Annotated in this window: 20 protein-coding genes and 2 pseudogenes; 14 read left to right on the plus strand and 8 right to left on the minus strand. The window is 69.7% G+C overall.

All coding sequences use genetic code 11. The features are described 5' to 3' along the window. Positions 1-134 precede the first annotated feature (134 nt). Positions 135-776 carry a substrate-binding domain-containing protein gene (locus tag ABNQ38_RS35040; RefSeq protein WP_377811458.1) on the minus strand — a complete coding sequence of 214 codons (642 nt, stop codon included), beginning with the start codon at positions 774-776 and terminating at the stop codon, positions 135-137. 74 nt (positions 777-850) lie between these two features. Next, positions 851-1,030: pseudogene (locus tag ABNQ38_RS35045) on the minus strand (LysR family transcriptional regulator); the annotation flags it as partial. A gap of 135 nt (positions 1,031-1,165) precedes the next feature. Here ABNQ38_RS35045 and ABNQ38_RS35050 point away from each other — a divergent pair. Together ABNQ38_RS35050 and ABNQ38_RS35055 are read left to right on the plus strand one after the other, a co-directional pair. Then, on the plus strand, positions 1,166-2,500 hold the full coding sequence (locus tag ABNQ38_RS35050) for an MFS transporter (protein WP_377811195.1): 1,335 nt from the start codon (positions 1,166-1,168) through the stop codon (positions 2,498-2,500). Continuing rightward, positions 2,497-3,633: a mandelate racemase/muconate lactonizing enzyme family protein gene (locus ABNQ38_RS35055; protein ID WP_377811196.1), complete on the plus strand. Its 1,137-nt coding sequence runs from the start codon at positions 2,497-2,499 to the stop codon at positions 3,631-3,633. The genes ABNQ38_RS35050 and ABNQ38_RS35055 overlap by 4 nt, the downstream gene beginning before the upstream one ends. An 84-nt stretch (positions 3,634-3,717) precedes the next feature. On the opposite strand, the gene ABNQ38_RS35060 is transcribed toward ABNQ38_RS35055, so the two are convergent. The 4 genes from ABNQ38_RS35060 to ABNQ38_RS35075 form a co-directional block, all read right to left on the minus strand. Then, entirely contained in the window at positions 3,718-4,959 is a 1,242-nt protein-coding gene (locus ABNQ38_RS35060; RefSeq protein WP_377811197.1) for an acyl-CoA dehydrogenase family protein, read from the minus strand. A gap of 45 nt (positions 4,960-5,004) precedes the next feature. Next, entirely contained in the window at positions 5,005-6,201 is a 1,197-nt protein-coding gene (locus tag ABNQ38_RS35065; RefSeq protein WP_377811198.1) for an acyl-CoA dehydrogenase family protein, read from the minus strand. Continuing rightward, entirely contained in the window at positions 6,198-7,826 is a 1,629-nt protein-coding gene (locus tag ABNQ38_RS35070) for an ABC transporter substrate-binding protein (RefSeq protein WP_377811199.1), read from the minus strand. Before ABNQ38_RS35070 ends, ABNQ38_RS35065 begins: the two co-directional genes overlap by 4 nt. A gap of 70 nt (positions 7,827-7,896) precedes the next feature. Then, the gene (locus ABNQ38_RS35075) at positions 7,897-9,237 is read right to left on the minus strand and encodes an LLM class flavin-dependent oxidoreductase (RefSeq protein ID WP_377811200.1); all 1,341 of its coding nucleotides are present in this window, start codon (positions 9,235-9,237) and stop codon (positions 7,897-7,899) included. Positions 9,238-9,903: 666 nt separating this feature from the next. On the opposite strand from ABNQ38_RS35075, the pseudogene ABNQ38_RS35080 reads away from it, so the two are divergent. The 12 genes and pseudogenes from ABNQ38_RS35080 to ABNQ38_RS35135 form a co-directional block, all read left to right on the plus strand. After that, positions 9,904-10,356: pseudogene (locus tag ABNQ38_RS35080) on the plus strand (ABC transporter substrate-binding protein); the annotation flags it as partial. A gap of 22 nt (positions 10,357-10,378) precedes the next feature. After that, positions 10,379-11,275, plus strand: a complete 897-nt coding sequence (locus ABNQ38_RS35085; RefSeq protein WP_377811201.1) for an ABC transporter substrate-binding protein — start codon at positions 10,379-10,381, stop codon at positions 11,273-11,275. A 9-nt stretch (positions 11,276-11,284) separates the two neighbouring features. Further along, on the plus strand, positions 11,285-12,670 hold the full coding sequence (locus ABNQ38_RS35090; protein ID WP_377811202.1) for an LLM class flavin-dependent oxidoreductase: 1,386 nt from the start codon (positions 11,285-11,287) through the stop codon (positions 12,668-12,670). Beyond that, on the plus strand, positions 12,667-14,055 hold the full coding sequence (locus tag ABNQ38_RS35095; RefSeq protein WP_377811459.1) for an LLM class flavin-dependent oxidoreductase: 1,389 nt from the start codon (positions 12,667-12,669) through the stop codon (positions 14,053-14,055). The genes ABNQ38_RS35090 and ABNQ38_RS35095 overlap by 4 nt, the downstream gene beginning before the upstream one ends. A 38-nt stretch (positions 14,056-14,093) precedes the next feature. Beyond that, positions 14,094-14,936, plus strand: a complete 843-nt coding sequence (locus tag ABNQ38_RS35100) for an SDR family NAD(P)-dependent oxidoreductase (RefSeq protein ID WP_377811203.1) — start codon at positions 14,094-14,096, stop codon at positions 14,934-14,936. 25 nt (positions 14,937-14,961) lie between these two features. Beyond that, entirely contained in the window at positions 14,962-15,945 is a 984-nt protein-coding gene (locus ABNQ38_RS35105) for an ABC transporter permease (RefSeq protein ID WP_377811204.1), read from the plus strand. After that, positions 15,942-16,835 carry an ABC transporter permease gene (locus ABNQ38_RS35110; protein WP_377811205.1) on the plus strand — a complete coding sequence of 298 codons (894 nt, stop codon included), beginning with the start codon at positions 15,942-15,944 and terminating at the stop codon, positions 16,833-16,835. Before ABNQ38_RS35105 ends, ABNQ38_RS35110 begins: the two co-directional genes overlap by 4 nt. 4 nt (positions 16,836-16,839) lie before the next feature. Then, positions 16,840-17,856 carry an ABC transporter ATP-binding protein gene (locus tag ABNQ38_RS35115; RefSeq protein ID WP_377811206.1) on the plus strand — a complete coding sequence of 339 codons (1,017 nt, stop codon included), beginning with the start codon at positions 16,840-16,842 and terminating at the stop codon, positions 17,854-17,856. After that, positions 17,853-18,875, plus strand: a complete 1,023-nt coding sequence (locus ABNQ38_RS35120) for an ABC transporter ATP-binding protein (protein WP_377811207.1) — start codon at positions 17,853-17,855, stop codon at positions 18,873-18,875. Before ABNQ38_RS35115 ends, ABNQ38_RS35120 begins: the two co-directional genes overlap by 4 nt. After that, positions 18,872-19,666 (plus strand): class II aldolase/adducin family protein, encoded by a 795-nt coding sequence (locus ABNQ38_RS35125; RefSeq protein ID WP_377811208.1) that lies wholly within the window; start codon positions 18,872-18,874, stop codon positions 19,664-19,666. The genes ABNQ38_RS35120 and ABNQ38_RS35125 overlap by 4 nt, the downstream gene beginning before the upstream one ends. A gap of 32 nt (positions 19,667-19,698) precedes the next feature. Then, on the plus strand, positions 19,699-21,306 hold the full coding sequence (locus ABNQ38_RS35130) for a rhodanese-like domain-containing protein (RefSeq protein ID WP_377811209.1): 1,608 nt from the start codon (positions 19,699-19,701) through the stop codon (positions 21,304-21,306). Then, the gene (locus ABNQ38_RS35135; protein WP_377811210.1) at positions 21,303-22,301 is read left to right on the plus strand and encodes a ketopantoate reductase family protein; all 999 of its coding nucleotides are present in this window, start codon (positions 21,303-21,305) and stop codon (positions 22,299-22,301) included. The genes ABNQ38_RS35130 and ABNQ38_RS35135 overlap by 4 nt, the downstream gene beginning before the upstream one ends. A gap of 48 nt (positions 22,302-22,349) precedes the next feature. Here ABNQ38_RS35135 and ABNQ38_RS35140 read toward each other — a convergent pair whose 3' ends face one another. Together ABNQ38_RS35140 and ABNQ38_RS35145 are read right to left on the minus strand one after the other, a co-directional pair. Further along, the gene (locus ABNQ38_RS35140) at positions 22,350-23,384 is read right to left on the minus strand and encodes an aldo/keto reductase (protein WP_377811211.1); all 1,035 of its coding nucleotides are present in this window, start codon (positions 23,382-23,384) and stop codon (positions 22,350-22,352) included. 132 nt (positions 23,385-23,516) lie between these two features. Continuing rightward, the gene (locus ABNQ38_RS35145) at positions 23,517-24,065 is read right to left on the minus strand and encodes a carboxymuconolactone decarboxylase family protein (protein WP_377811212.1); all 549 of its coding nucleotides are present in this window, start codon (positions 24,063-24,065) and stop codon (positions 23,517-23,519) included. Between the last annotated feature and the right edge of the window lies 1 nt (position 24,066).

The following is a 24,066-nucleotide window of genomic DNA, read 5'->3' on the forward strand; positions in this document are numbered from 1 at the left end:
CCATTGCTGGACTTGTGAACCGGCTCCTAAGCGAGACGGCAGTCCTGAAATGCGCAAAGTCGAAGCGCACGTTCGTGTAGTGACCCCTAATTCACGCTTCAAGCGGCGGTATCATCACGCGAAGCCGTTGCCGGTCAGAGGTCGACGTAATCGATCCGCCGCATCACCTGGGCGATGGACCGCGCGACGGCAGCCACCTTGGGATCGTTGACCCCGGTCCGATAGCAGATGAAAAGCCGCCCGTTCTCCACCGGGGGATCGGACGCTACCAACTCGACCTGGTCCAGCGCAAGGAACCGCTGGGCCATCGGGATGGGAAGCAGCCCGGCGCCGACCCCGCCGGCCACCAGTTCGGCGATCACCGCGACGCTGGTGCAGGTGCTGAGACGGCTGGGAAAGAGGCCCGCTGTCGCGAACCAGCCGCTGATCTGCCGGTGCATGGCCGACGGCGGAGGGTTGGAGAAGACCGGCTGCGACCAGAAATCCCGGGGCGTCAGCGGACCGGCCTGTCCCCAGGATTTCGGAACGACCCAGCTCGTCGGCTGGGCGCCGAGCGGCTGGAGGTGGAGCTGCTCGTCGCCGATCGGGTTGAGCAGGACCGCCACGTCCAGCGCATCGCGCAGCAGGGCGCTCTCCAGCGTGGTGCTGGTCGACACCACCCAGTCCGGTTGCAGCGCCGGATGATCCTCCCGAAGCCCGGCCAGCAGCGGCGAGAGGCAGGTGACGGCGAAGCCCTCGGCCAGCCCGACCCGGACGCGGCCGGCGACGGTGCGGATTCGTCCTGTCCGCCGATGGCCCGCAGCTCGGTCATGATCGCTGAGACCCGCGGCAACAGCAGGCGCCCTTCCGGGGTCAGCCGCAAACCGCGCCCCGTCCGTTCGAACACGTCGCTTCCGAGCGCGTCCCGCACATCCTTCAGGCGCAGCGACAGGGTGGGTTGCGCCAGATTGAGATGCTCGGCCGCCCGCTGCGCCGAGCCCAGCTGCGCGGTCCAGAAAAAAGCCTCCAACTGCGCGACGGTGATCCGCATGACCGGTTTCTAATATCAGTTTTCCCAATATCAGATGTTAAGAACATCCTATTTGATTATCAATGTCAATGACCGGACACTCTTGGTCATCCAGGCAAAGCGTGGCGGAGTCCGCGCAATTCGGAGGAAACCAGGATGAAAGAGCGATCTGACGTCATCGCCAAGGTGGGATGGCAAATCCTGCCGATTTTGATGGTCTGCTATTTCGCGGCCTTTCTCGACCGGGTGAACATCGGCTTCGCCTCGTTGACCATGAACCAGGATTTGGGCTTCTCGGCGTCCGCGTTCGGCTTCGGCGCCGGCATCTTTTTCCTCGGCTATGTGCTGTGCGAGGTTCCCAGCAACCTGCTGCTGGTGCGGTACGGCGCGCGGCTGTGGATCGCCCGCATCCTGATCACCTGGGGGCTGCTGTCGGCGGCGACCGCGCTGGTCTGGAGCCCCGGCAGCTTCTATCTGGTGCGCATCCTGCTGGGCGCCGCCGAGGCCGGCTTCTTTCCGGGCATGATCTTCTACATGACGCTGTGGTTCCCGCGGGAATACCGCGCCCGCATGTTCGGAACCTTCAACATCGCCGTTCCGCTGGCGTCGGTCATCGGTGCGCCGGTCTCCGGCCTGATCATCGAGCATCTGAACGGCTGGAACGGTCTGGCCGGCTGGCAGTGGATGTTCATCCTGGAAGCCATGCCCGCCATCGTCATGGGTGTCGTCGTCGCCCTCTTCCTGCCGTCCTCGCCGGAGAAGGCCGGCTTCCTGGCCGAGGACGAGCGCCGGTGGCTGTCCGCCCGGCTGGAGGCCGAGCGCGCGGCCCAGGAGAAGGCGGAACGCTTCACCGTCGGCCGCGCCGTCCGCGATCCCCGCGTCCTGCTGATGTGCCTGATCGCGGTCGGGCTCGTCATGGGCACCACGGGCATCGCCATCTGGATGCCGCAGTTCGTCAAGGCCTTCGGCCTCAGCACCGTGCAGACCGGCTTCGTCGCCGCCATCCCCTCCGCCTTCATGGCGCTGGCCATGCTGCTGGTCGGCCGCCACGCCGACCGCACCGGCGAGCGGGTCTGGCACGCGGCCGGGCCGTTCCTGGTCAGCGCCGCCGGCTTCGTGCTGGCCGCGCTCAGCAGCGATCCGCTGATTGGGCTGGTCGGGCTGACCATCGGGGCGGCCGGCATCGGCGGCGCCTCGCCCAACATCTGGATCTTCCCGACCACCCTCCTGACCGGCACCGCCGCCGCGGCCGGCATCGCGCTGATCAACTCCGTCGGCAGCACCGGCGGCTTCTTCGGTCCCACCATCATCGGCTGGGTGCGGGACGCCACCGGCGGCTTCGGCGGCGCACAGCTGGTCCTCGCCGGCGCCATGGCGCTCACGGCCTGCGCGATCCTGCTGCTCGGTCATCTGATGCGCGACATGATGCGCGGCGCTGTCGTGCCCGCATCGCGTTCCGCCCAGGACAACGCACAGGAAAGCAAGGCATGAGCATCGCCGCAGTCCGCCTTCATCATCTGGTCGCCCCGTTGCCCGAGGTCATCGGCAACGCGCTGGTGTCCTTCGACCGCCGCGAGACCCTGTTCGTCGAGATCGTCGACCGCGACGGCCGTTCCGGCTGGGGCGAGGCCTGGCACACCCCCGCGGCCGACCGCGCCACCATCGTCGCGCGTCTGGCCCCGCGCCTGCTCGGGCAGGATCCCCAGCAGATCGGCCGGCTCTGGCAGGAGATGCGCGAGGCCGCCGGCGGAGCGATGGGCGCCGTCGCCGCCATCGACATGGCGCTGCACGATCTTGCGGCGCGCCAGCGCGGCATTCCGGTCAGCACGCTGCTGGGCGGCGCCCTGCGCGACCGGGTCGCCGCCTATGCCAGCGGCCCCTTCTTCAAGCCCGGCGGCCATCCCTACCGCGAGTTCGAACGCGAGGTGGAGGGCTATCTCCGGGCGGGCTTCAAGGCGATCAAGCTGCGCAGCGGCTTCGCCCCGGCGGACGATGCGGCTATCGTCAATACCGTCCGGCGGATGATGGGGCCGGACGGCACGCTGATGCTGGATTTCAACCAGTCCTACCCGCCGCGGGCGGCACTGGCCGCCGTATCGAACATGCGGGAGGCCGGCCTGCTCTGGGTGGAGGAGCCCACGGTTCCGGGCGACCTGCAAGGATACCGCATGCTCTCCGGCCTGATGACACCCGCGCTGGCCGGCGGAGAGACCTTCACGGACGCCCGTGCCTTCCGCCCCTTCCTGGAGGCCGGCTGCATGGACGTGCTGCAACCGGACATCGCCGTCTGCGGCGGACTGACCGGCGTCGGACGGGTGGCGGCCCTGGCGGAGCTGTACGACCGGCCGGTCGTCCCCCATGTCTGGGGCGGCATCGTCAACTTCCAGGCGGCCCTGCATCTGACCGCGACCCTGCCCACGCTGCGCAGCGGCGGCGCTGCCGGTGGCTACCCGTTCCTCGAATTCGATGCCGGCCCCAACCCGCTGCTAGACCTCTGCGGCCGTCCCGCCGTCAACGGCGACGGGACCGTCACGGTGCCGGACGGGCCGGGCTTCGGCATCGATCTGAACGCCGACAGGCTGTCACCCTTCGTCGTCGCACGGCAGGACGTGACGGCACGGTAGTCCCTGGGGTGCACCTTGGGGTGCGCCCTGGGTGCGGTCGATCGGCGTCGCCGGTCGGGCAGGCCGGTTCCGACAGACCTTCATTCAGAAGAAGGCCGCGGTCGGCAGCGGGGTCCCGTTGACCGCATGATCGCCGATTGCCCGCGCCTTGTAGGCGTTCGGATTGTGTGACGAGAGGGTGCGGATGTTCCGCCAGTGGCGATCCAGCCGGTTGCCGGTTCGGATGGCGGAGGCGCCGCCGACCTCGAACAGGCGGGTCGCCGCGTCGAGTGCGAGTTCGTCCACCATCACCTTCGACTTCGCGGTGCGCAGTGCCGCTTCGACGAAAAGCGCCTGATCGGGAGGCCCCGCGACGGCGGACTGGAAAGCGGCATCCAGCGCGTCAACCGCCCTGAGCACCGCAGCCTCGGCGACATAGGCGGCGCTCGACAGCCGGCCGACGACCTGCTGCAGCAGCGGGTCGTCGGCCGGACGGGCGGCGACGGCGTGGTAATAGTTGCGCTCGCGCCCCGCCACCAGGGCCGCGGCATCCGCCACCACGGCACGCAGGATGCCGGCGACGATGGCGGTCAGGTAGAGCTGCGCAAAGGTTGCCCGGAACGGCAGCCGCACATCCTCGTCGGCGCCGAACAGCACATCGTCCCGAGCCACCGGCACCCCTGACAGGACCGTCGTGCCGCTGGCCGTCAGCCGCTGGCCGATGCCGTCCCAGTCGTCGTCGACGGTAACCCCTTCACTGCGGGTCGACACGAAGGCCGACGCCGTCCTGCCGTCGGGCGTCCGCGCATTCACCAGGATGAAGTCGGAATAGAAGTTGCCGGTGCTGTAGTATTTCCGTCCGTTCAGCACGTAGCCGGTCGCGGACGGCTCCAGGCGGGTGTCACCGTCGTTCAGGCCGATGTTCTGGATGCCGAGTTCGCTGACGCCGAGGCCGATGATGCGGCCGTCGCGCACATGGTCGAGCCAGCGCGCGTATTTCGGATTGTCCGCGGTGCGCAACGCCTTCTCCACAAAGGCGAAATGGTTGCGCAGGATGTGGGGGATGTTGAAATCGGCCTCGGCAAGGTCGAGCACCAGTTCGAACAGCTCGGTCAGCGATGCCCCGCCGCCGCCGTCCTGCCGCGGCAGCCGGAAGGCGCCGAGACGGGCCGCGCGCAGCAGATCGATCGCCTCGCCGGCCCTCGCCTCGCCACGGTCGCGGGCCTCGGCCCCCGCGGCGATGGCCTCGACCAGTTGGCGCAACGCGGGCGAGCCGGGTCCGGGGACCTCGGCCTCACCGATTGCGGGCTCGCCGTGGCGCGGGCCGGTCCTGTCGATAACGGTCATTGTCGTCTCCACTCTGTCGCTTTCACTCTGTCGCTCCAGGGCCGGTCAAATCTTGGTGTTGATCGGAGGCAGCGCACCGGTGAGATAGAAGTTGCCGATTGCCTTGGCCTTGTAGGCCACCGGATCGTGGGTGGTGTGGGTGCGCGCATTGCGCCAGTGGCGGTCGAGGTTGAGCGCCCGCGAGGTGGCGGATGCCCCGCCGATCCGATAGAGCATCTCGCTCACCTTCACCGACGCCTCGCTGGCGGCGAACTTCGCCTCGGCGACGGCGACCGAGGCCTCGCCGAGCGGCCGGTCGGCGGCGCCCTCGCGGTGGAACAGGCGGACCGCCTCGTCCAGAACCGCCGCGGCGCGCCCGACCAGCGCCTCGGCGCCATGGGCCAGGATCGCCATCTCGCCGACGGTGTATTGGACGTAAGGGTCCTCGACCGCGCGCCCGACCCCGGCATCAGGCAGCGGACGGGCATGGGTCCGCCCATAGGCGACGGCATCGTCGAGCGCCGCCAGCGCGATCCCGGTGTCGAGGGCCGAATGCAGAAGCTGGGCGAAGGCGCCTTCGTAGGTGCGGCGGCTGCCGTAATCGGGGATCAGCATGACCTCGCCCTCGTCGAGCCGGACATTCTCGAAGATCATGGTGCCGCTCGCCGTCGTGCGCTGCCCCATCCCGTCCCAATCGTCGATGACGGTGACGCCCGCGCGGTCGACCGGAACCATCGCCGCCGCCCGGCCGCCCTCCAGCAGGGCGGTGACCAGGGTGAATTCGGCGAACAGGCTGCCGGTCGTGTAGTATTTGCGCCCGTCGAGCCGATAGCCGCCACCGTCGGAGACGATCCGCGTCGCCATGTCGCCGATGCGGGTGCCGCCACGCTCCGCCGCCGCGTTGCCGTTCAGCCGGCGGCCGTCCAGCAGCAGGCCGAAATAGCGCCGCTTCTGCGCTTCGCTGCCGTAGATACGGATCTTCTCGACGTTGGGAAAGGTCGCGGCGGCAGACTGCGCGATGTTCGGATCGCCCTTCGACAGGTTGACGACGATCCGGGCGAACTCGCCCATGCTCACCTCCGGCCCGCCATAGGCGGCCGGCACACGGGCCGCCAGCAGGCCGCTGCGCGCAAGCTCGGAAATCTCCTCGAACGGCATCCGGCGTTCGAGGTCGCGGGCAGCGGCGCCCTTGGCGAAGCGCCGGCCGAATTCGGCCGACAGTTCGACGAGCGCGGCGCGGTCGCGTACGGGAGGGCCACTCATCGCTCGATCCACACATTCTTGAGCGACGAGATCGCGCCGTCCGGGGTCGTGTTGATGCCGTGGACCTTCCGGTTGTAGAAGGTGAAGTGCTGCATGTCGAACAGCGGCACCAGCGGCAGGTCGGTCATCGCCTGACGCTGGAGGTCGTGGAACAGGAGCTTCCGCCTGTCCGGATCGCTCTCGACGCGGATCGCCTCGATGATGCCGTCCATCGCCGGGCTGGAATAGCCGGACGCGTTGACGTAAGGGACGCCCGGCGCCTGGGCCTTGGTCCAGTAAAGCCGGAACAGCCCCATCTGCGGATCGATCAGCGGCGAAATCTGCAACAGGTTCAGATCGAAGCTGTAGTCCTTGTAGACCTTGCGCAGATAGGTCGGATCGTCCGTGCTGTTCAGCTTCGCGTCGATGCCGACGGCCTTCAGGTTCTGCCGGATGAACTCGGCTGAATGGGAGGTCACGTCGCCGACCGCGGTGAAGTCGAGGTTGAGCGCGAAGCGGATGCCGTCGGCCTTGCGCGGATAGCCGCCCTCGTCGAGCAGCCGGTTCGCCGCCGCGACGTCGAAGTCATAGCGCTGGACGTCGGGCGTGTAGAATGTCTTGACGCTGGCCGGAATCGGCCCGGTCGACGGCCGGCCCAGCCCGTACCACACGGTTTCCACCAGCTTCGCCCTGTCGACCGCGTGGGCGACCGCCTTGCGGACCTTGTCGTTCGCCAGGATCGGATTCCGCAGGTTGAATTCCAGGATGTAGAACTGGGAATGGTAATCGTAGCCGCGTGTCTCGAACCGCAGGTTCGGGTCCTTGCGCAGCCTGGCGACGTCGCCGAACGGCACCGCGTCGTAGGGTGCGTACTGCACCTCCCCGGTTTCCAGCGCGGCGGCGCGGCTCGCGGTGTCGGGGATGGCCTTGAAGATCACCCGGTCGAGATAGGGTTTGCCCTCGTCCCAATAGTCCGGATTGCGCTCCAACTCGACATACTGGCCCTTCTTCCAGTCCTTGAAGCGGAAGGGGCCGGTGCCGACCGGCCGGGAGGTGGCCGGGTTGGTCTGGATCGGCGCGCCGTCGAAGACATGCTTCGGCAGGATCTGGGATTCCGCTGCGTTTAACGCGCTCAGGATCACCAGCGACGGTGCGGACAGGCGGAAGACGGCGGTGTATCTGTCCGGCGTCTCGACGTCCTGCAGCGAGGCGAAGGTCAGCCGCCCGCGCGGGTGCGTCTTCTTCCACACCTCCAGCGCACTGAACTTCACGTCATCCGAGGTGAACTCGACGTCGTCATGCCATTTGACGCCGTGGCGGAGCCTGAAGGTGATCGACAGCCCGTCGGGCGCGACCTCCCAGCTTTCGGCAAGGCTCGGCCGGACCGAGAGATCCTCGGCATAGCTCAGCAGCCCATCATACACGTTCGTCGACAGGGCGGCGTTCGCATACTGGTTGTTGAAAGCGGTGGTGAGGACGGACGGCTGCGGCTCGATGGTGGCGATCAGCGTACCGCCGCGCACCGGTGCCGCGCTCTGCTGTGCCCCGGCCTGGAGCGGGAGCGCCGCCAGTCCGAAGGCCAGGGCGGCAAGGGCGAGCGGACGGACGAATGGGCGCGCGGCGGGGCGCCCACGGACGAGGACCATGGTCGATTCCTTCTGCATCGGGCAGCGTGAAAAGTCTGGGTGTGAAAGGTCTGGTGTCGCGGGACCGGCGTCAGGCCGTGGCCGCCGCCGGTCGACGATGCCGGACGGACGGCGGCGGCAATCCCAGATGATCGCGCAGCGTTCGTCCGCTGTAGGCCTCGCGGAAGATCCCGCGCCTGCGCAGCAGCGGAACGACCTCCTCCACGAAGATCTCCAGGCCGGAGGCGGTGACGTCCGGCATGATGTTGAAACCGTCGACGGCGCCTGAGTGGAACCATGCCTCGATCCCGTCGGCCACCTGCTCCGGCGTGCCGACGGCCAGGCGGTGCTGGGTCCCGCCGCCGCCCTGGGCCTTGACGAGATCGCGTACCGTCAATCCGTTCCGCTGGGCGAGCGTCACGGTTCCCTTGAAGAAGGTCTGGCTGTGATTCTCCGGGAACGGAATGTCGGCGGGGAGCGGCTCGTCCAGCTTCAGCCGGTCGGGATCGACGTTGAGGGTGCGGGCCAGCCGCGCAAGCCCGTAGTCAATCGGCACGCTCTTCCACAGCTCCCGCTCGCGCCGCTTCGCTTCTGCTTCCGTGCTGCCGAGTATGGTGACCAGACCGGGGCAGATCACCACCTCGGCCGGAGCGCGGCCCGCACGCAGCAACCGGGCCCGCAGGCCGTCGGCGAAGCTCCTGGCCTCATCGAGGCTGTGCGCGACCGAGAAGACGAGATCCGCATGACGCGCCGCCAGTTCCTGGCCGTCGCCCGACCCTCCGGCCTGGACGATGACCGGCCGGCCCTGCGGCGAGGGCGGAACGTTGAGAGCCCCCTGTACGGCGAAGTAGCGTCCCCGATGCTCGATCGGATGGATGCGGGAACCGTCGATGAAGCGTCCGCTTTCCTTGTCGCCGACCAGTGCGCCCGGCTCCCAGCTGTCCCAGAGGGCGGTCACGACATCGGCGAATTCGACGGCGCGGGCATAGCGCTGGTCATGGGGCAGCACCTCGTCGAGACCGAAGTTGCGCGCCGTGCCGGTTTCAGCGGTGGTGACGATGTTCCATCCCGACCGGCCCCCGCTGACATGGTCGAGCGACGCGAAGCGGCGCGCCACGTTGTAGGGCTCGTTGTAGGTGGTCGACAGGGTGGCGATCAGCCCGATGTGCGTCGTCGCCGCCGCCATCGCCGCCAGAACGATGGTCGGCTCCAGGGCTTGGTAGGGCCGCAGGTCCGGCCGGTCCGGCAGGGCCGGATTGTCGGCGAGGAAGACGGCATCGAAGGTGCCCTGCTCGGCAAGCTGGGCCTGGCGCACGAGGAAGGCGGGGTCGATGAAGTCCGCCGCCTCACTCTCCGGCCGTCGCCAGGCAGAGCTGTAGGAACCGGCATTCATGAAGTTCAGATTCAGGTGCAGCTGTCTCGGGGGGCTCATGGCGGCTCTCGCTGGATGGCGCATGGCGCTGGAACGGAAGATGGAAGACGGCGGAAAGGCTGCGGACGGGTTGTCCGGCCCTGCGCGGCCGGGCTGCACGGAGGACCGCCCGGTTCCACGGGAAAGCCTGGAAATCCGGACAGGTTTTTACGCATGTCCATCGTTGTTATACATAAAATCACATACCAGGATATTTTTGTCTATGGATCTTATAGACAAAAATGAGTAAGGGTAGAAACCAGACGGGCGGGACCCCCTGGACACTCTCCAGCCGTCCTCGCCGGGCGTATCCGGACCAAGCGGACAACCGCAGGTCCGGCTGGACGCCAGCCGCAAGAACGCTCTCACGCCATCAGGACAGAGGCCGGCCGATGCCGGCCGAGGGAGGCCGCGTTGCTCAAGAATCCCTCACGACCGCCGCTTCCGGCGGTTTCGCGCCGCCGCTTCTCGCAAGGGGCTCTCGTCGCGCTTGCCGCGCTGGGACTGCCCGGCGCTCCGGCGTCCGCGGCACCGGCTCCTGCCGCCGGACAGCCGGTGCGCGGCGGCACCCTGGTGGCGGTCATCCAGCCGGAACCGACGGCACTCGCCAGCGCGGTCAACAACAACTACGCCAACGCCTTGGTCAGCGCGAACGTCTATGACGGGCTGCTGCGCTACGACGGGGAGATGCTGCCGCAGCCGGCGCTGGCCGAATCCTGGGAGGTGTCGGACGGCGGCCGCACCATCCTCTTCCGGCTGCGCAAGGGGGTGAAATGGCATGATGGCGCGGACTTCACCGCCGCCGACGTGCGGTTCAGCGCGCTGGAGCTGTGGAAGAAGCTGCATGCGCGCGGCCGGGTGACCTTCGGCGCCCTGCTCGACGTCGAGACGCCCGATCCGCACACCGCGATCTTCCGCCTCTCGGCACCGGCCCCGGTGATCCTGAGCGCGCTAAACGCGGCGGAATCGCAGGTGATGCCGAAGCACCTGTACGAGAACACCGACGTCCTGAAGAACCCGAGGAACAACGCGCCGGTCGGCACCGGCCCCTTCATCTTCAAGGAGTGGAGGAAGGGCCAGCACATCGTGCTGGAACGCAACCCCGGCTACTGGGACGAGGGCAAGCCCTATCTCGACCGCATCGTCTTCCGGATCATTCCCGATGCCGCGTCGCGGGCGGTGGCCCTGGAGACCGGAGATCCACTATGCTCCCTTCACCGCGGTCCCGCTCGCCGATGTCGCCCGGCTCCGCAACGACCCGGCGCTGGCGGTCAGCACCAGCGGCTACGCCTTCCAGTCCCACGTCTTCCTGCTCGATTTCAACCTGTCGAACCCGCATCTGGCCGACCTGCGGGTGCGGCGTGCCATCGCCCATGCCATCGACCGCCAGGGACTGATCGACACAGTCTGGTACGGCTTCGGCAAGCCGGCGGTGAGCCCCGTGCCGTCGCAGCTCACCCGGTTCCACAATCCCGACGTTCCCCGCCACGACTACGATCCCGCCCGGACGGAAGCGCTGCTGGACGAGGCCGGCCTGCCCCGGGGTGCCAACGGGATGCGTTTCACCGTCACCCACGACTATCTGCCCTTCGGCGAGACCTATCGGGACGCCGGAGAATACATCCGCAACAACCTGAAGAAGGTCGGCATCGACTTCGTGCTGCGCGGCCAGGACTATCCGAGCTGGACCAGGCGGGTCTACACCGACTACGCCTACGACATCGACAGCAACACCGTGGCCGTGATGATGGATCCCGAGATGGGATTGCCGCGGCTGCTGCTGTCGACCAACCATGTCCGGGGGGTTCCGACCTCCAACAACACCGGCTACGCCAACCCGGAGGCGGACCGCGTCATCAAGGCCCTCCAGGTCGAGCCGGACGCCGGGAAGCGCAAGGCCCTGTTCGGCGAGTTGCAGGCGATCGCCATGACCGATCTGCCGATCCTGCCGCTGTCCGAAATGCGGCACGTCACCATCCACAGCCGGAAACTCCGGGGTCTGGCACCGGCCCCCGATGCGGCGCTGGCCTCGCTCGCCGACGCCTGGCTGTCGGCCTGAGAGGAAAGCATGGCCAAGGAAATCCGCTTCAACGCCTTCGTCGTCAACCGGCCGGTCCACCAGTCGCCGGGACTGTGGCGGCATCCGCGCGACCGCTCCACCTCCTACCAGGATCTCGGCTACTGGGTCGAACTGGCGCGCACGCTGGAGCGCGGCAGGTTCGACACCGTCTTCCTCGCCGACGGCATCGGCGTGAACGACGTCTATGGCGGCGGGATCGAGGCGGCGCTGCGCCACGGGTCGCAGGTGCCGACCAACGACCCGATCCTGCTGATCCCGGCGATGGCGCACGCCACCCGCGACCTCGGCTTCGCCGTCACCGGCAACCTGTCCTTCGAGCAGCCCTATCTGTTCGCCCGCCGGCTGTCCACCCTCGACCAGCTCACCCGCGGACGGCTGGCCTGGAACATCGTCACCGGCAAGTCGGCGGCCGGCGCCAAGGGGCTGGGGCGCGGCATCGTCGCCCACGACCGGCGCTACGACATCGCCGACGAGTTCATGGAGGTGGTCTACAAGCTGTGGGAAGGCAGCTGGGAGGACGACGCGGTCCTCTGGGACCGCGAGGCCGGCATCTTCGCCGATCCCGCCAAGGTGCACCCTGTCCGTCACGACGGGGAGCATTACCGCCTCGACGCCATCCACCTGACCGAGCCGTCGCCACAGCGCACGCCCCTGCTCTTCCAGGCCGGCGGGTCGCAGCGCGGCCGCCAGTTCGCCGCCCGGCACGCCGAAGGCATCTTCCTGGCCGCCCCCAGCAAGACGGTGGCCGGCGCCGTCGTCCGCGACGTGCGCCGCCGAGCCGCCGAGAACGGTCGCGACCCGGCCGAGCTTCTGTTCTTCCCGCTCGTCACCGTCATCACCGGCGAGACCGAACGGGAGGCGAAGGCCAAGCTGGCGGACTACCAGAGCTACATCAGCCACGAAGGCGCCCTCGTGCTCTTCTCCGGCTGGACCGGAATCGATCTCGCCGGGCGCGATCCCGACGAGGTCCTGCGCTTCGAGGACCGCGACAACGGCGTGGTCTCCACCATCGAGGCCTTCACCACCGCCGATCCCAACCGCTCCTGGACCCTGCGCGAGATCGCCCGCCATGCCGGCATCGGCGGGCAGGGGCCGGTGATCGTCGGCTCGCCCACCCAGGTGGCGGACGAGTTGCAGTCGTGGGTCGAGGAGGTCGGCGCCGACGGCTTCAACCTCGCCTACGCGGTGGCGCCGGACAGCTATGTCGACTTCGTCGATCTGGTGGTGCCGGAACTGCAGCGCCGCGGCGCCTACAAGCGCGACTACGCCCCCGGCACGCTGCGCGAGAAGCTCTACGGCCCCGGGCGGGCCCGGCTGAGCGCTCCGCATCCGGCGGCGGCCTTCCGGCACCTGCCGGCGGAGGACGCGGCATGACCGGCCGGACGCGCCATAAGGAAATCCGCCTGAACGCCTTCCACATGAACGCGCCCGGCCATTCCTGGGCCGGCCTGTGGACCCATCCGAAGGACCGCTGCGCCGACTACACCGACCTCGATTTCTGGGTCGAGCTGGCACGCATCGCCGAGCGCGGCAAGCTCGACGGCATCTTCCTGGCCGACGTCTCCGGCGTCTACGACGTCTATGCCGGCACGCCGGACGCGGCGCTGGCGGCTGGCGCCCAGATCCCGAGCAACGACCCGTCGGTCCTGATCTCCGCCATGGCCGCGGCGACCCGCGATCTCGGCTTCGGCGTCACCGCCTCGGTCGGGTACGAGCAGCCCTATTACCTCGCCCGCCGCTTCTCCACGCTCGACCACCTGACCAAGGGGCGGGTCGGCTGGAACATCGTCACCGGCTATCTGGAGAGCGCCGCCCGCGCCATCGGCGACGGCGGGGTGCGGGAGCACGACCAGCGCTACGACCGCGCCGACGAGTTCCTGGAACTGGCCTACCGGCTGTGGGAAGGCAGCTGGGAGGACGATGCCGCGGTTCGCGACAAGGCCGGCCGGGTCTTCGTCCGGCCGGAGAAGGTCCATCGGATCACCCATCGCGGCACCTTCTTCGACCTCGACGCCATCCATCTCAGCGAACCCTCGCCGCAGCGCACCCCCCTCCTCTACCAGGCCGGCACCTCGGGCCGCGGGCGCGAATTCGCGGCCCGCCACGCCGAATGCGTGTTCATGAACCAGAGCAGGGCCGCGGTGGCGGAGGCAGCCGCCGACATCCGCCGCCGCGCCGCCGCCTATGGCCGGCACCCGGAGGATCTGCTGGTCTTCGTCGGCGCCACCGTCATCGTCGCCCCGACCGAGGCGGAGGCGCGCGACAAGTACGAGGAGTACCGCAGCCACATCGACACCCGCGGCGCGCTCGCCCTGCTGTCGGGCTGGACCGGCATCGATTTCTCGCAATACGGCCCCGACGATCCGGTGCGCTACGTCAAGAGCAACGGCATGCAGTCGAAGATCGAGGCGATGACCCTGCGCAGCCCGGACCGCGTCTGGCGGGTGCGCGATCTCGCCGATTTCGGCGAGGTCGGCGGGCGCGGTCCCTTCGTCGTCGGCACGCCGTCGCAGGTGGCCGACGAGCTGCTGACCTGGGTCGAGGCCGGCGTCGACGGCTTCAACCTGACCCGCGTGGTGGAGCCGGCCAACCTGACCGACATCGTCGACCTGCTGGTGCCCGAACTCCAGGACCGCGGGGTGTACAAGACCGACTACAGCCCCGGCACCCTGCGCGAGAAGCTGTTCGGTCCCGGCCGCGCCCGGCTTTCGCCGCGCCATCCCGGCCACGCCTTCCGCCATCCCGGCCCGGCAGTCTGACCCAACAGCCTGACCGCCAGATCAACAGGAGTTTCGCCATGGATCTCGCCCTTGCCGGCAAGGTCGTCCTCGTCACCGGCGGCAGCAAGGGGCTCGGCCTCGCCGCCGCCCGCGCCTTCGCCCGGGAAGGCGCGCGTGTGGTCATCGCGTCGCGCAGCCCCGAAAACCTCGCCGCCGCGCAGGCCGCCCTGGCCGCCGAGGGGCTGGAGGTCGCGACGGTCGCCGCCGATTTCGCCGACGCTGCCGAGGCCGCCCGTGCCGTCGCCGAGGCCGAACGCCCCTTCGGCCCGGTCGAGGTGCTGATCAACAGCGCCGGCGCCGCAAAGCGCACCCCGGCCGAGGAGCTCGACGCCGCCGCCTGGAAGGCCGGGCTGGACGCCAAGTTCTTCCCCTACATCCACGCCCAGGACGCCGTGCTCAAGAGCTTCCGGCGCCGTGCCCAGGCGGAGAGCGGGGCGGATGCCCGGACGGAAACCCGGCTGCCGCCGCCCCGCCAGATCGGCGCCATCGTCAACATCGTCGGTACCGGCGGCCGCATTCCCTCCGGCACCCATCTGCCGGGCGGTTCCGCCAACGCCGCCCTGCTGCTGTCGACGCTGGGGCTCGCCCGCGAATACGCGCCCTACGGCATCCGCATCAACGCCATCAATCCCGGCTTCACCCTGACCGACCGCATCGAGCAGAACCTCGCCCTGGAGGCCAAGCGCCTCGGCATCGGCCGCGACGAGGCGCTGGCCGCCGGTGCCGCCGCCACACCGCTGCGCCGCTACGGCGAGGCCCATGAGATCGCCGAGGTGGCGCTGTTCCTGGCCAGCGAGCGGGCGAGCTACGTGGTCGGCGCGCTGGTCGCGGTGGACGGCGGCCAGAGCCTGGCCCTGTAGCGGCCGCCCGAGCACGGAGAACGCCATGCCGACATCGCTGCGCTACGTCTTCCGCCGGCTGGTCCAGGCCCTGCCGATGGCCTTCGCCATCGTGCTGCTGAACTTCCTGCTGCTGAAGCTGACGCCGGGCGACCTCGCCGACGTCATCGCCGGGGAATCCGGCTCCGCGACGCCGGAGTTCATGGAGAACCTGCGCCGGCTCTATGGGCTCGACATTCCGATCCACCTCCAGTTCCTGAACTACATCCAGGGCATCCTGCATTTCGACCTCGGCTATTCCTTCCGCCAGGGCATGCCGGTGGGCGAACTGATCCTCGAACGCCTGCCGGCGACGATCCTGCTGTCGCTGACCGCGATCCTGGTCGCGCTCATGATCGGCGTGCTCCTCGGCGTGGTGGCGGCGCGGTCGCGCGGAAGCCTGCTGGACGAGGCGATCTCGGTGGTTTCCACCATGGGCTTCGCCACCCCGCTGTTCTGGGTCGGGCTGATGCTGATCGTGCTGTTCTCCATCGAGCTGCGCTGGCTGCCGTCGGCCGGCATGGTGACGGTGGGGGCGGATTACCGCGGCCGTTGGGACGAGTGGCTCGACATCGGCCGGCATCTGGTGCTGCCGGCCGTGACGCTCAGCCTGTTCTTCCTGTCGATCTATGTCCGCATCACCCGCTCGGCGATGCTGGAGGTCTACGGGCTCGATTTCGTGCGCACCGCCAGGGCCAAGGGACTGACCGAGGCCCGCGTGGTGGTCCGCCACGTGCTGCGCAACGCCCTGCTGCCGATCGTGACGGTCACCGGCCTGCAGCTCGGCGCCATCTTCGGCGGCACGGTGGTGGTCGAGACGGTGTTCGGCTGGCCCGGTCTCGGCCGGCTGGCGCAGGAGGCGGTGTTCTCGCGCGACGTCAACCTGCTGCTCGGCATCTTCCTGTGCAGCTCCTTCATCGTCATCGTCGTCAATCTGGCGGTCGACCTGCTCTATGCGGCGCTCGATCCGCGGGTGGAGATCCGTCAATGAGCCTGTCCGCCCCGACCCATGGCGGGATGCCGGGCGGCATCCTCCAGCGCCTGATGCGCATGCCGGGACTGCGCCGGCTGCGCGGCTCGCGGGCGCTGCTGGTCGGCCTGCTGCTGCTGGCCGTCGTCGTCGCCGTCGCCCTGTCCGCCGGCCTGTTCTATCCGGGCGATCCGCGCGACATGGCCGGCCCCGCCGGCACCTGGCCCGGCGTCGACGCCCGCTTCCCGCTCGGCACCGACATGCTGGGCCGTGACATGGCGGCGGCGATGGCCCACTCCGCCGGCACCTCGCTGACCGTCGGCATCGCCGCGGCGGCGCTGGCGCTGTTGGTCGGCATCGCCGCCGGCGTGCTGGCCGGCTATTTCGGCGGAGCCACCGACGACGTGCTGATGCGGATCAGCGAACTGTTCCAGACCATGCCGAGCCTGCTCTTCACCATCATCCTGGTGGTGATCCTCGGCCCGACCACCGCCAGCATCAGCTTCGCCATCGGCATCACCGCCTGGCCGCAGATCGCGCGGCTGGTGCGGGCGGAGGCGGTGCGGGTGCGCCGGCTCGACTATGTCGACGCCGCGGTCACGCTTGGCATGGGACATGGGCGGATCGTCCTGCTGCATGTGCTGCCGAACAGCCTGGCGCCGGTCGTGGTCGCCGCCTCGATCCTGGTGGCCCAGGCGATCCTGTCCGACGCCTCGCTGTCCTTCCTCGGCCTCGGCGACCCCAACGGCATGAGCTGGGGCAGCATGGTCGGCGCCGGCCGGCCGATGCTGCGCACCGCCTGGTACATGACCGCGCTGCCCGGCGGGGCGATCTTCCTCACCGTCATGGGCTTCATGCTGATCGGCAACGGCCTGAACGATCTCCTCAATCCCCGCACCCCCGTGAGGTGAACCCATGAGCCTGCTCGAGGTCGAAGACCTGACCGTCCGTTTCGGCGACGCCGTCGTCGTCGACCGGCTGTCCTTCTCGGTCGAAGCCGGCGAGACGCTGGCCATCGTCGGTGAATCCGGCTGCGGCAAGTCGATGACGGCGCTGGCGCTGACCCGGCTGGTCGGGCCGCCGGGACGGATCGGCGGACGGGTGCGGCTCGACGGGCTGGACCTGACCGGCCTGCCCGAGGCACGGATGCGCGCCGTGCGCGGCGACCGCATCGGCATCGTCTTCCAGGACCCGATGTCGGCGCTCAATCCGGTGCTGACCGTCGGCGAGCAGGTCGCCGAGGCGGTGCGCGCCCACAGCCCGCTCGGTGCCCGGGCGGCGCGGGCGCGGGCGGCGGAGCTGCTGGATCTCGTCCATATTCCCGATGCCCACCGCCGCCTCGACGACCATCCGCACCGCTTCTCGGGTGGCATGCGCCAGCGGGTCGCCATCGCCATCGCCATCGCCGCCAACCCGTCGCTGCTGATCGCCGACGAGCCGACGACGGCGCTCGACGTCACCATCCAGGCGCAGATCCTCTGCCTGCTCGACGAGCTGCGCCGCGACCTCGGCATGGGGCTGATCCTCATCACCCACGACCTCGGCGTCGTTGCCGAAACCGCCGACCGCGTGCTGGTGATGTATGCCGGCCGCAAGGTCGAGGAACAGGACACGCCCGGCCTGTTCGCCGCCCCGCTGCACCCCTACACCCGCCGGCTGATGGGGGCCAAGCCGCGGCTGACGCTGGGCGAGCCGCCGCCGCGGCAGCGGTTGCAGGAAATCCCCGGCCTGGTGCCCCTGCCGGGCGCCATCCCGCCGGGATGCGCCTTCGCTCCGCGCTGCGCCGATGCCGACGCCGGCTGCGCCACCGTTCCGCCGTTGCAGCGGCACGGGCGGGCCGCGGTCGCCTGCCACAAGGTCGAGCTGCCGGCCTGGGCGCCCCGACAGGTCCCGCGATGGACCGACCGCAGCCAATGGAGGGCGGCGGAATGAGCGCGCTTCTGGAGGTCGAGGATCTCCGCGTCCGCTACGCCACCCGGCGTGGATCCCTGATGGCGGTCGACGGCGTGTCCTTCGCCCTGCACGCCGGCAGGACGCTGGGTCTGGTCGGCGAGTCCGGCTGCGGCAAATCCTCGCTCGGCAAGGCGATCATGCGGATCGTCGATCCGCATTCCGGCGCCATCCGGCTCGACGGCGTGGACATCGGCCGGCTGAACGGCCGCCATCTGCGCCCGCACCGCCGCCGCTTCCAGATGGTGTTCCAGGATCCGGCGGCCTCGCTCGACCCGCGGCAGCGCATCCGCCGCGCCCTGGAGGAGCCGCTGGCCGTGCATGGCCGGGGCGACCGGAGCGAGCGGCGCGACAGGGTGCGCGAGGTGATGACCCAGGTCGGGCTGCACCCCGAGATGGCGGACCGGCTGCCGCATGAATTCTCCGGCGGCCAGCGCCAGCGCATCGCCATCGCCCGCGCCCTGATGCTGGAGCCGAGCCTGATCGTCTGCGACGAGCCGGTCTCGGCGCTCGACGTCTCGCTGCAGGCGCAGATCCTCAACCTGCTGGCCGACCTCCAGGCATCGCGCGGGATCGCCTACCTGTTCATCAGCCACGACCTCTCGGTGGTCCAGCATCTCGCCGACCGGATCGCCGTGATGTATCTCGGCCAGATCGTCGAGATCGCCGACCGCGCGGCCTTGTGGCGGTCGCCGGCCCACCCCTACACCCAGGCGCTGATCGCCGCGGTTCCGCGCATGGAACCGGACCGGCGCGGGATGGACCGGACCCGGCTGCTGCCGGGCGACCTGCCGGCGCCGCAGGATCCGCCGCCCGGATGCCGCTTCGCCGGCCGCTGCCCCTTCGCGACCCGCCTGTGCCGCGAGCAGGCGCCGCGGCTGGCCGAGATCGCCCCCGGCCATGCGGTCGCCTGCCATCTCCATTCCGCGACCGATGCCGCGACCGATGGCGCGGCAGCCCCGTCCCTTCCCCATTTCCTGCAAAAGGACACCGTCCAATGAACGCCGTCACCGGCAAGCCCGTCGCCGCGCATGACCCGACTTTCGAGACAGCCGAGCAGCGGCAGGCCCGCGTCGATCTGGCCGCGGCCCAGCGCCTCGCGGTGATCCAGGAGATGAGCGAGGGCATCTACAACCATTTCACCCTGGCGGTTCCCGGATACGACGACCGCTTCTATGTCAGCCCGCTCGGGCTGCACTGGTCGGAGATCAAGGCCGGCGACCTGCTCACCGTCGATTACGACGGCCGCCTGCTCGACGGCAAGGGGCCGCTCCAGCGCTCCGCCTTCTGCATCCACGCCCCCATCCACCGGCGCAAGCCGCAGCACGCCGCGCTGTTCCACACCCACATGCCCTACACCAGCGCGCTGACCCGGTTGCAGGACCAGCGGCTGCTGCCGATCGGGCACACCGAGGCCCAGCTGATCGCCGAGATCGCCTATGACGACGACTATACCGGCCTTGCCCGCGACCCGGCCGAGGGCGAGCGTCTGGCCGACATCCTCGGCGACAAGACCATCCTGATCATGGCGCATCACGGCGTGCTGGTCGCCGGCCGGACCGTCTCGGAAGCCTACGACCGGCTCTACACGCTGGAGCGGGCGGCGCGGGTACAGCTCTTCGCCCAATGGACCGGCAAGCCGCTGCGCGAACTGCCGGGCGAGATGGTCGCGCATGTCCACGCCACCATCACCGGCACCCCGCTGGCCCCCGGCGTGCCGTCGGGCCACGAGCTGCATTTCGGCGCCCTGAAGCGGCTGCTCGACCGCCAGAACCCCGGCTACCGCGAATGACCGCCCCCGCCTTCGACCGAAAGGGCACCGCCGTGAGCACTTGGCCCCTAGCTCCTACTGGGACGACCGGCATCGATCCCCGGACGCTTCTGCACTGGCTGGAGGACGGCGGCGAGATCGCCTTCCTCGATTTGCGCGAGGAAGGCCCCTTCGGCGAGGGACACCCGCTTCTCGCCGTCAACATTCCGTTCAGCCGGCTGGAGTTCGACATCGCCGCGCTCGTCCCGCGCGCCGACACCCGCATCGTCCTGCTGGCCGAAGAGCCGGTCGCCGCGCGGGCGGCCCGCCGGCTCTCCGCGCTCGGCTATACCGGCGTCCATATGCTGTCCGGCGGGGTGGAGTCCTGGTCCGCCGCCGGCCTGCCGCTCTTCCCCAGCGTCAACGTGCCGGGCAAGGCATTCGCCGAATGCGTCGAACATGCCTGCCACACGCCGGACATCGAGGCGGCCGAACTCGACCGGCTCATCCGGGCCGGGGCCGATCTGGTGATCCTCGACAGCCGCACCGTGGAAGAGTTCGAGCGTTTCCATGTGCCGGGTGCCGTCAGCGCGCCGGGCGCGGAGATCGTCCACCGCTTCGCCGACCTCGTTCCCTCGCCGGACAGCCTCGTCGTCGTGTCCTGCGCCGGCCGGACACGCGGCATCATCGGCGCGCAGGCGCTGATCAACGCCGGCGTTCCCAACCGCGTGGTCGCATTGTCGGGCGGAACCCAGGGCTGGCGCCTTGCCGGTTTCGAGCTGGAGCGCGACACGCCGCTTCCGCCCCGGCCGCCGGTGGGGCCGGAAGCCCGCGAAACGGCGCGGCGGCGCGCCGCCGACCTTGCCCGGCGCTTCGCCGTTCCGGTGATCGACCGCGCCGCGCTGGAGCGGCTGCGTGCCGATCCCGCCCGAACCACCTATCTCTTCGACGTCCGCCAGCCGGCCGAGCATGCCGAGGGGCATGCCGACGGGGTTCCGTCCGCCCAGGGCGGGCAGCTGGTCCAGGCACTGGACAAATGGGCAGCCACCCGCGGGGCACGGATCGTGCTGACCGACGACGACGGTGTGCGCGCCACCGTGACGGCGCATTGGCTGCGCCAGCTCGGCTGGGATGCGCTGGTCCTGCCCGGGCTGGTGTCGGGGACCGCCCCGCCTCCCGCCCATGCGGTGCCCGTCGCCCCACCGCGGGCAAGAGTGCTGTCCGCCGACGAGGCCGGCGACCGGGTGCGGCGCGGTGCGGCTTTGCTTTTCTCGGATTCCAGCGGCGACTGCCGCCGCGCCCACCCGGCGGGAGCGCTCTGGGCCAACCGCTCGCGCCTCGGTCCGCCGGATCGGTTCGACCGCGCGGCCGGGGTCGTGGTGACCGGGCGGGATCCGGTGACCGCCCATCTCCTCGCCCTGGATTTGGAAGAGGCCGGCATTCCGGCCGCGGTCCTTCCAGGCGGCGAGGCGGCCTGGACAGCCGCCGGCCTTGCGGTCGTCCCGTCGCCCTCCGACCCTGACGATGCCGACCGCATCGACCATCTGTTCTGGCTCCATGACCGCCACAGCGGCAACCTCGAAGCATCGCGCGCCTATCTCGACTGGGAACTGTCTTTGCCGGAGGCCGTCGGCACACCGGAGGCCGCCGGCTTCCGCATCGGACCGGCGGCGGTGCGATGACCGCCCCGCGGATTTGCATCTTCGGGGCGGGCGCGGTGGGCAGCCATGTGGCGGCGAGGCTGCTGCGCGCCGATATCCCCGGCGTCGCCGTCGTCGCGCGCGGTCCTCACTTGGCCGCGATGCGCGAGCACGGCCTGACCTTCCGGAGCAATCGCGAGGAGTTCCGCGTCGCCGTGCCGGTGGCGACCGACGATCCTTCGACCCTGCCGCCGCAAGACATTGTCGTCGTCACGCTGAAGGCGCCGGCCCTGCCAGCGGTGGCGGGCGCGCTCGCCCGGCTGCTGGCCCCCGACGGGGTCGCGGTCTTCCTGTTGAACGGGATCCCGTGGTGGTGGAATCATGGCCTGCGGGAAGGCGGCGGTCCGCTGCCGTTGCTCGATCCCGACGCTACGCTCTGGCGAAACGTCGGGCCGGCGCGGGCGTTGGGCGGCGTGGTGATGTCGCCCAACGAGATCGTCGAGCCGGGCGTCGTCGTCCATGGCGCGCACAACCGGTTCATCATCGGCGAGCCTGACGGCGGCGACAGCCCGCGGGCCCGCGGGCTGGTCGAACTGTTCACCGGCGCCGGCATGCCCGCCCTGCTGTCGACCGACATCCGGACCGACATCTGGCGCAAGCTGCTGGTCAATGCGCCGGGCAATCCGCTGGCCGCCCTGACCCGATTGTCGGCGAAGGACCGGGCCGCCGACCCCGAGCTGGCGGAACTCGGACGGCGCATCGCCGGCGAGGTGGCCGACACCGCCCGGGCGCTCGGCTACGACCTGCCCCCGCATGGCGATGCGGCCGATCCGATGGCCGACTCAATGGTATGGGCCGCCACGAGGTCGGAAACCCGGCCGTCCATGCTGCAAGATGTCCTGCTCGGCCGCGGCACCGAGGTCGAATGCCTGCTCGGTCAGGTCCAGGCCTCTGCCAGGGAGCGGTCCGTTCCGACACCCATCATCGACATCGTCCTGCCGATCCTGCGCGGCCTGGACCGCTCCCTGCGCCGGTGACGCCGGCGCAGGTCTTTTTTGGCATCGCCATCGGCGGCAGGCGTTCCGTCAGTCCGGCACCGGGCCGGCCGCCGGGATGCGCGGGACGCGGCCCTCGACCGGATAGCCGGGGTCGTTGTAGCCGGGGGTGGACGCATTGCCCTTCGACACCAGACGGTCGACCAGCGCCTCGTCCTCGGCGGTGAAGCGATAGGCGAGCGCCCCCACATAGGCGTCCCACTGCTCCTCGGTGCGGGGACCGGCGATGGCGGCGGTGACCAGCCGGTTGTTCAGCACCCAGGCCAGTGCGAAATCGGCGGCGGAGATGCCGCGGGCGGCGGCATGGCGCTGGATTTCCTGGGCGATGGCCAGCGATTCCGGACGCCATTCGGTTTCGAGGATGCGGCGGTCGGCCCGGCCGGCGCGGCTGTCCGGCGCCGGTGCCGCCCCGGGAACATATTTGCCGGTCAGCACGCCGCGGGCGAGCGGCGAGTAGGAGACGACGCCGATCCCGTAATGGCCCGCGGCCGGAAGCTGCTCCACCTCCGCCTTGCGGTCGACGATGTTGTAGAGCGGCTGGCTCGCCACCGGCCGGTCGATGCCGTGGGCGTCGGCCAGATGGGCGATCTCGGCGATCCGCCAGCCGCTGAAGTTGGACACGCCGAAATAGCGCAGCTTGCCGGCCCGGATCAGGTCGGCAATCGCCCGAACCGCCTCGTCCAGCGGTGCGTCGAGCGGCGCCCGGTGGATATAGGCGATGTCGATGTAATCGGTGCCGAGGCGGCGCAGGCTGTTCTCCACCGCTTCGACGATCCACTTGCGCGAGATGCCCCTGCTGTTCGGCCCCTCCCCCATCGGGTTGGCGAACTTGGTCGCCAGCACCCAGGCGTCGCGGTCGCCGCGGATCGCGCTTCCGACAACCCGCTCCGACGCGCCGCGATGATAGACGTCGGCCGTGTCGATGAAGGTGAAGCCCTGAGCCCGCGCCTTCGCGATGATGCGGTGGGCGGTCGCCTCGTCGGCCTGCCCGCCGAACATCATGGTCCCCAGCGCCAGCGGCGGAACCTTCAGTCCGCTGCGGCCAAGATTGCGGTAATCGACCATGTCCCCAAATCTCCCTTGGCTGGAAGCCTCACCCTGCGAATCCCCGGCCGGCAGCCCCCTGGCCCACAGCCTTGGACGCTCTCGCTGCGACCGATCCCTGCGTCGAGACCAGTGGAACAGTCGTCACGCCATTCAGGCAAGCGGCAGCGTCAGGGCGTCCTCCTCGATCTCGATCCCCAGCGCTTCGTTGAAGCGGTTGAAGAACGCGCAGAGCGCGGTGCGCAGGGTCAGCTCGACCACCTGCTCCTCGCTGAAATGCTCGCGCAGACGGGCGAACAGGGCGTCGCTCACCCGCGCCGGGTCGCGGGTGACCTGCGCCGCATAGTCCCGGACCAGACGGTCCACCGGGTCGAGCCCCGGCACGTCGGGATCGAGGATGCGCTCCACCGTCTCGGCAGGCAGGCCCTGCTCGACCAGACGCGGCGCATGGTGCGCGACGCAGTAGGCACAGGCTGCCGCCTTCGATGCGGTCACCAGGACGATCTCCAGATGCCGTTTGGAGATCACCGCGTCGGATGCGGACTCCAGCAGCAGCCCGAAGACGTGGCGCAAGGCCGGCGGGCGGTGGGCGAAGACGCGCAGCATGTTGCCGAAGGGGCCGTAGTCGCGCTGGATGCGCTCGTAGACGGCACGGGCTTCGCCGCTGACGTCCTCGACCTCGATGTTGCGGACACGGGCCATG

This window comes from Azospirillum sp. A29 (genome assembly GCF_042604625.1).
Taxonomy (GTDB): domain Bacteria; phylum Pseudomonadota; class Alphaproteobacteria; order Azospirillales; family Azospirillaceae; genus Azospirillum; species Azospirillum palustre.

Bases quoted from the DNA above. Each gene is read 5' to 3' on its own strand.
- ABNQ38_RS35090 (WP_377811202.1), top strand. From the start codon at position 11,285: ATGGCCAAGGAAATCCGCTTCAACGCCTTCGTCGTCAACCGGCCGGTC.
- ABNQ38_RS35105 (WP_377811204.1), top strand. From the start codon at position 14,962: ATGCCGACATCGCTGCGCTACGTCTTCCGCCGGCTGGTCCAGGCCCTG.
- ABNQ38_RS35095 (WP_377811459.1), top strand. From the start codon at position 12,667: ATGACCGGCCGGACGCGCCATAAGGAAATCCGCCTGAACGCCTTCCAC.
- ABNQ38_RS35140 (WP_377811211.1), bottom strand. From the start codon at position 23,384: ATGGTCGATTACCGCAATCTTGGCCGCAGCGGACTGAAGGTTCCGCCG.
- ABNQ38_RS35110 (WP_377811205.1), top strand. From the start codon at position 15,942: ATGAGCCTGTCCGCCCCGACCCATGGCGGGATGCCGGGCGGCATCCTC.
- ABNQ38_RS35060 (WP_377811197.1), bottom strand. From the start codon at position 4,959: ATGACCGTTATCGACAGGACCGGCCCGCGCCACGGCGAGCCCGCAATC.
- ABNQ38_RS35125 (WP_377811208.1), top strand. From the start codon at position 18,872: ATGAACGCCGTCACCGGCAAGCCCGTCGCCGCGCATGACCCGACTTTC.
- ABNQ38_RS35065 (WP_377811198.1), bottom strand. From the start codon at position 6,201: ATGAGTGGCCCTCCCGTACGCGACCGCGCCGCGCTCGTCGAACTGTCG.
- ABNQ38_RS35075 (WP_377811200.1), bottom strand. From the start codon at position 9,237: ATGAGCCCCCCGAGACAGCTGCACCTGAATCTGAACTTCATGAATGCC.
- ABNQ38_RS35120 (WP_377811207.1), top strand. From the start codon at position 17,853: ATGAGCGCGCTTCTGGAGGTCGAGGATCTCCGCGTCCGCTACGCCACC.
- ABNQ38_RS35050 (WP_377811195.1), top strand. From the start codon at position 1,166: ATGAAAGAGCGATCTGACGTCATCGCCAAGGTGGGATGGCAAATCCTG.
- ABNQ38_RS35135 (WP_377811210.1), top strand. From the start codon at position 21,303: ATGACCGCCCCGCGGATTTGCATCTTCGGGGCGGGCGCGGTGGGCAGC.
- ABNQ38_RS35070 (WP_377811199.1), bottom strand. From the start codon at position 7,826: ATGGTCCTCGTCCGTGGGCGCCCCGCCGCGCGCCCATTCGTCCGTCCG.
- ABNQ38_RS35055 (WP_377811196.1), top strand. From the start codon at position 2,497: ATGAGCATCGCCGCAGTCCGCCTTCATCATCTGGTCGCCCCGTTGCCC.
- ABNQ38_RS35145 (WP_377811212.1), bottom strand. From the start codon at position 24,065: ATGGCCCGTGTCCGCAACATCGAGGTCGAGGACGTCAGCGGCGAAGCC.
- ABNQ38_RS35100 (WP_377811203.1), top strand. From the start codon at position 14,094: ATGGATCTCGCCCTTGCCGGCAAGGTCGTCCTCGTCACCGGCGGCAGC.
- ABNQ38_RS35085 (WP_377811201.1), top strand. From the start codon at position 10,379: ATGCCGCGTCGCGGGCGGTGGCCCTGGAGACCGGAGATCCACTATGCT.
- ABNQ38_RS35115 (WP_377811206.1), top strand. From the start codon at position 16,840: ATGAGCCTGCTCGAGGTCGAAGACCTGACCGTCCGTTTCGGCGACGCC.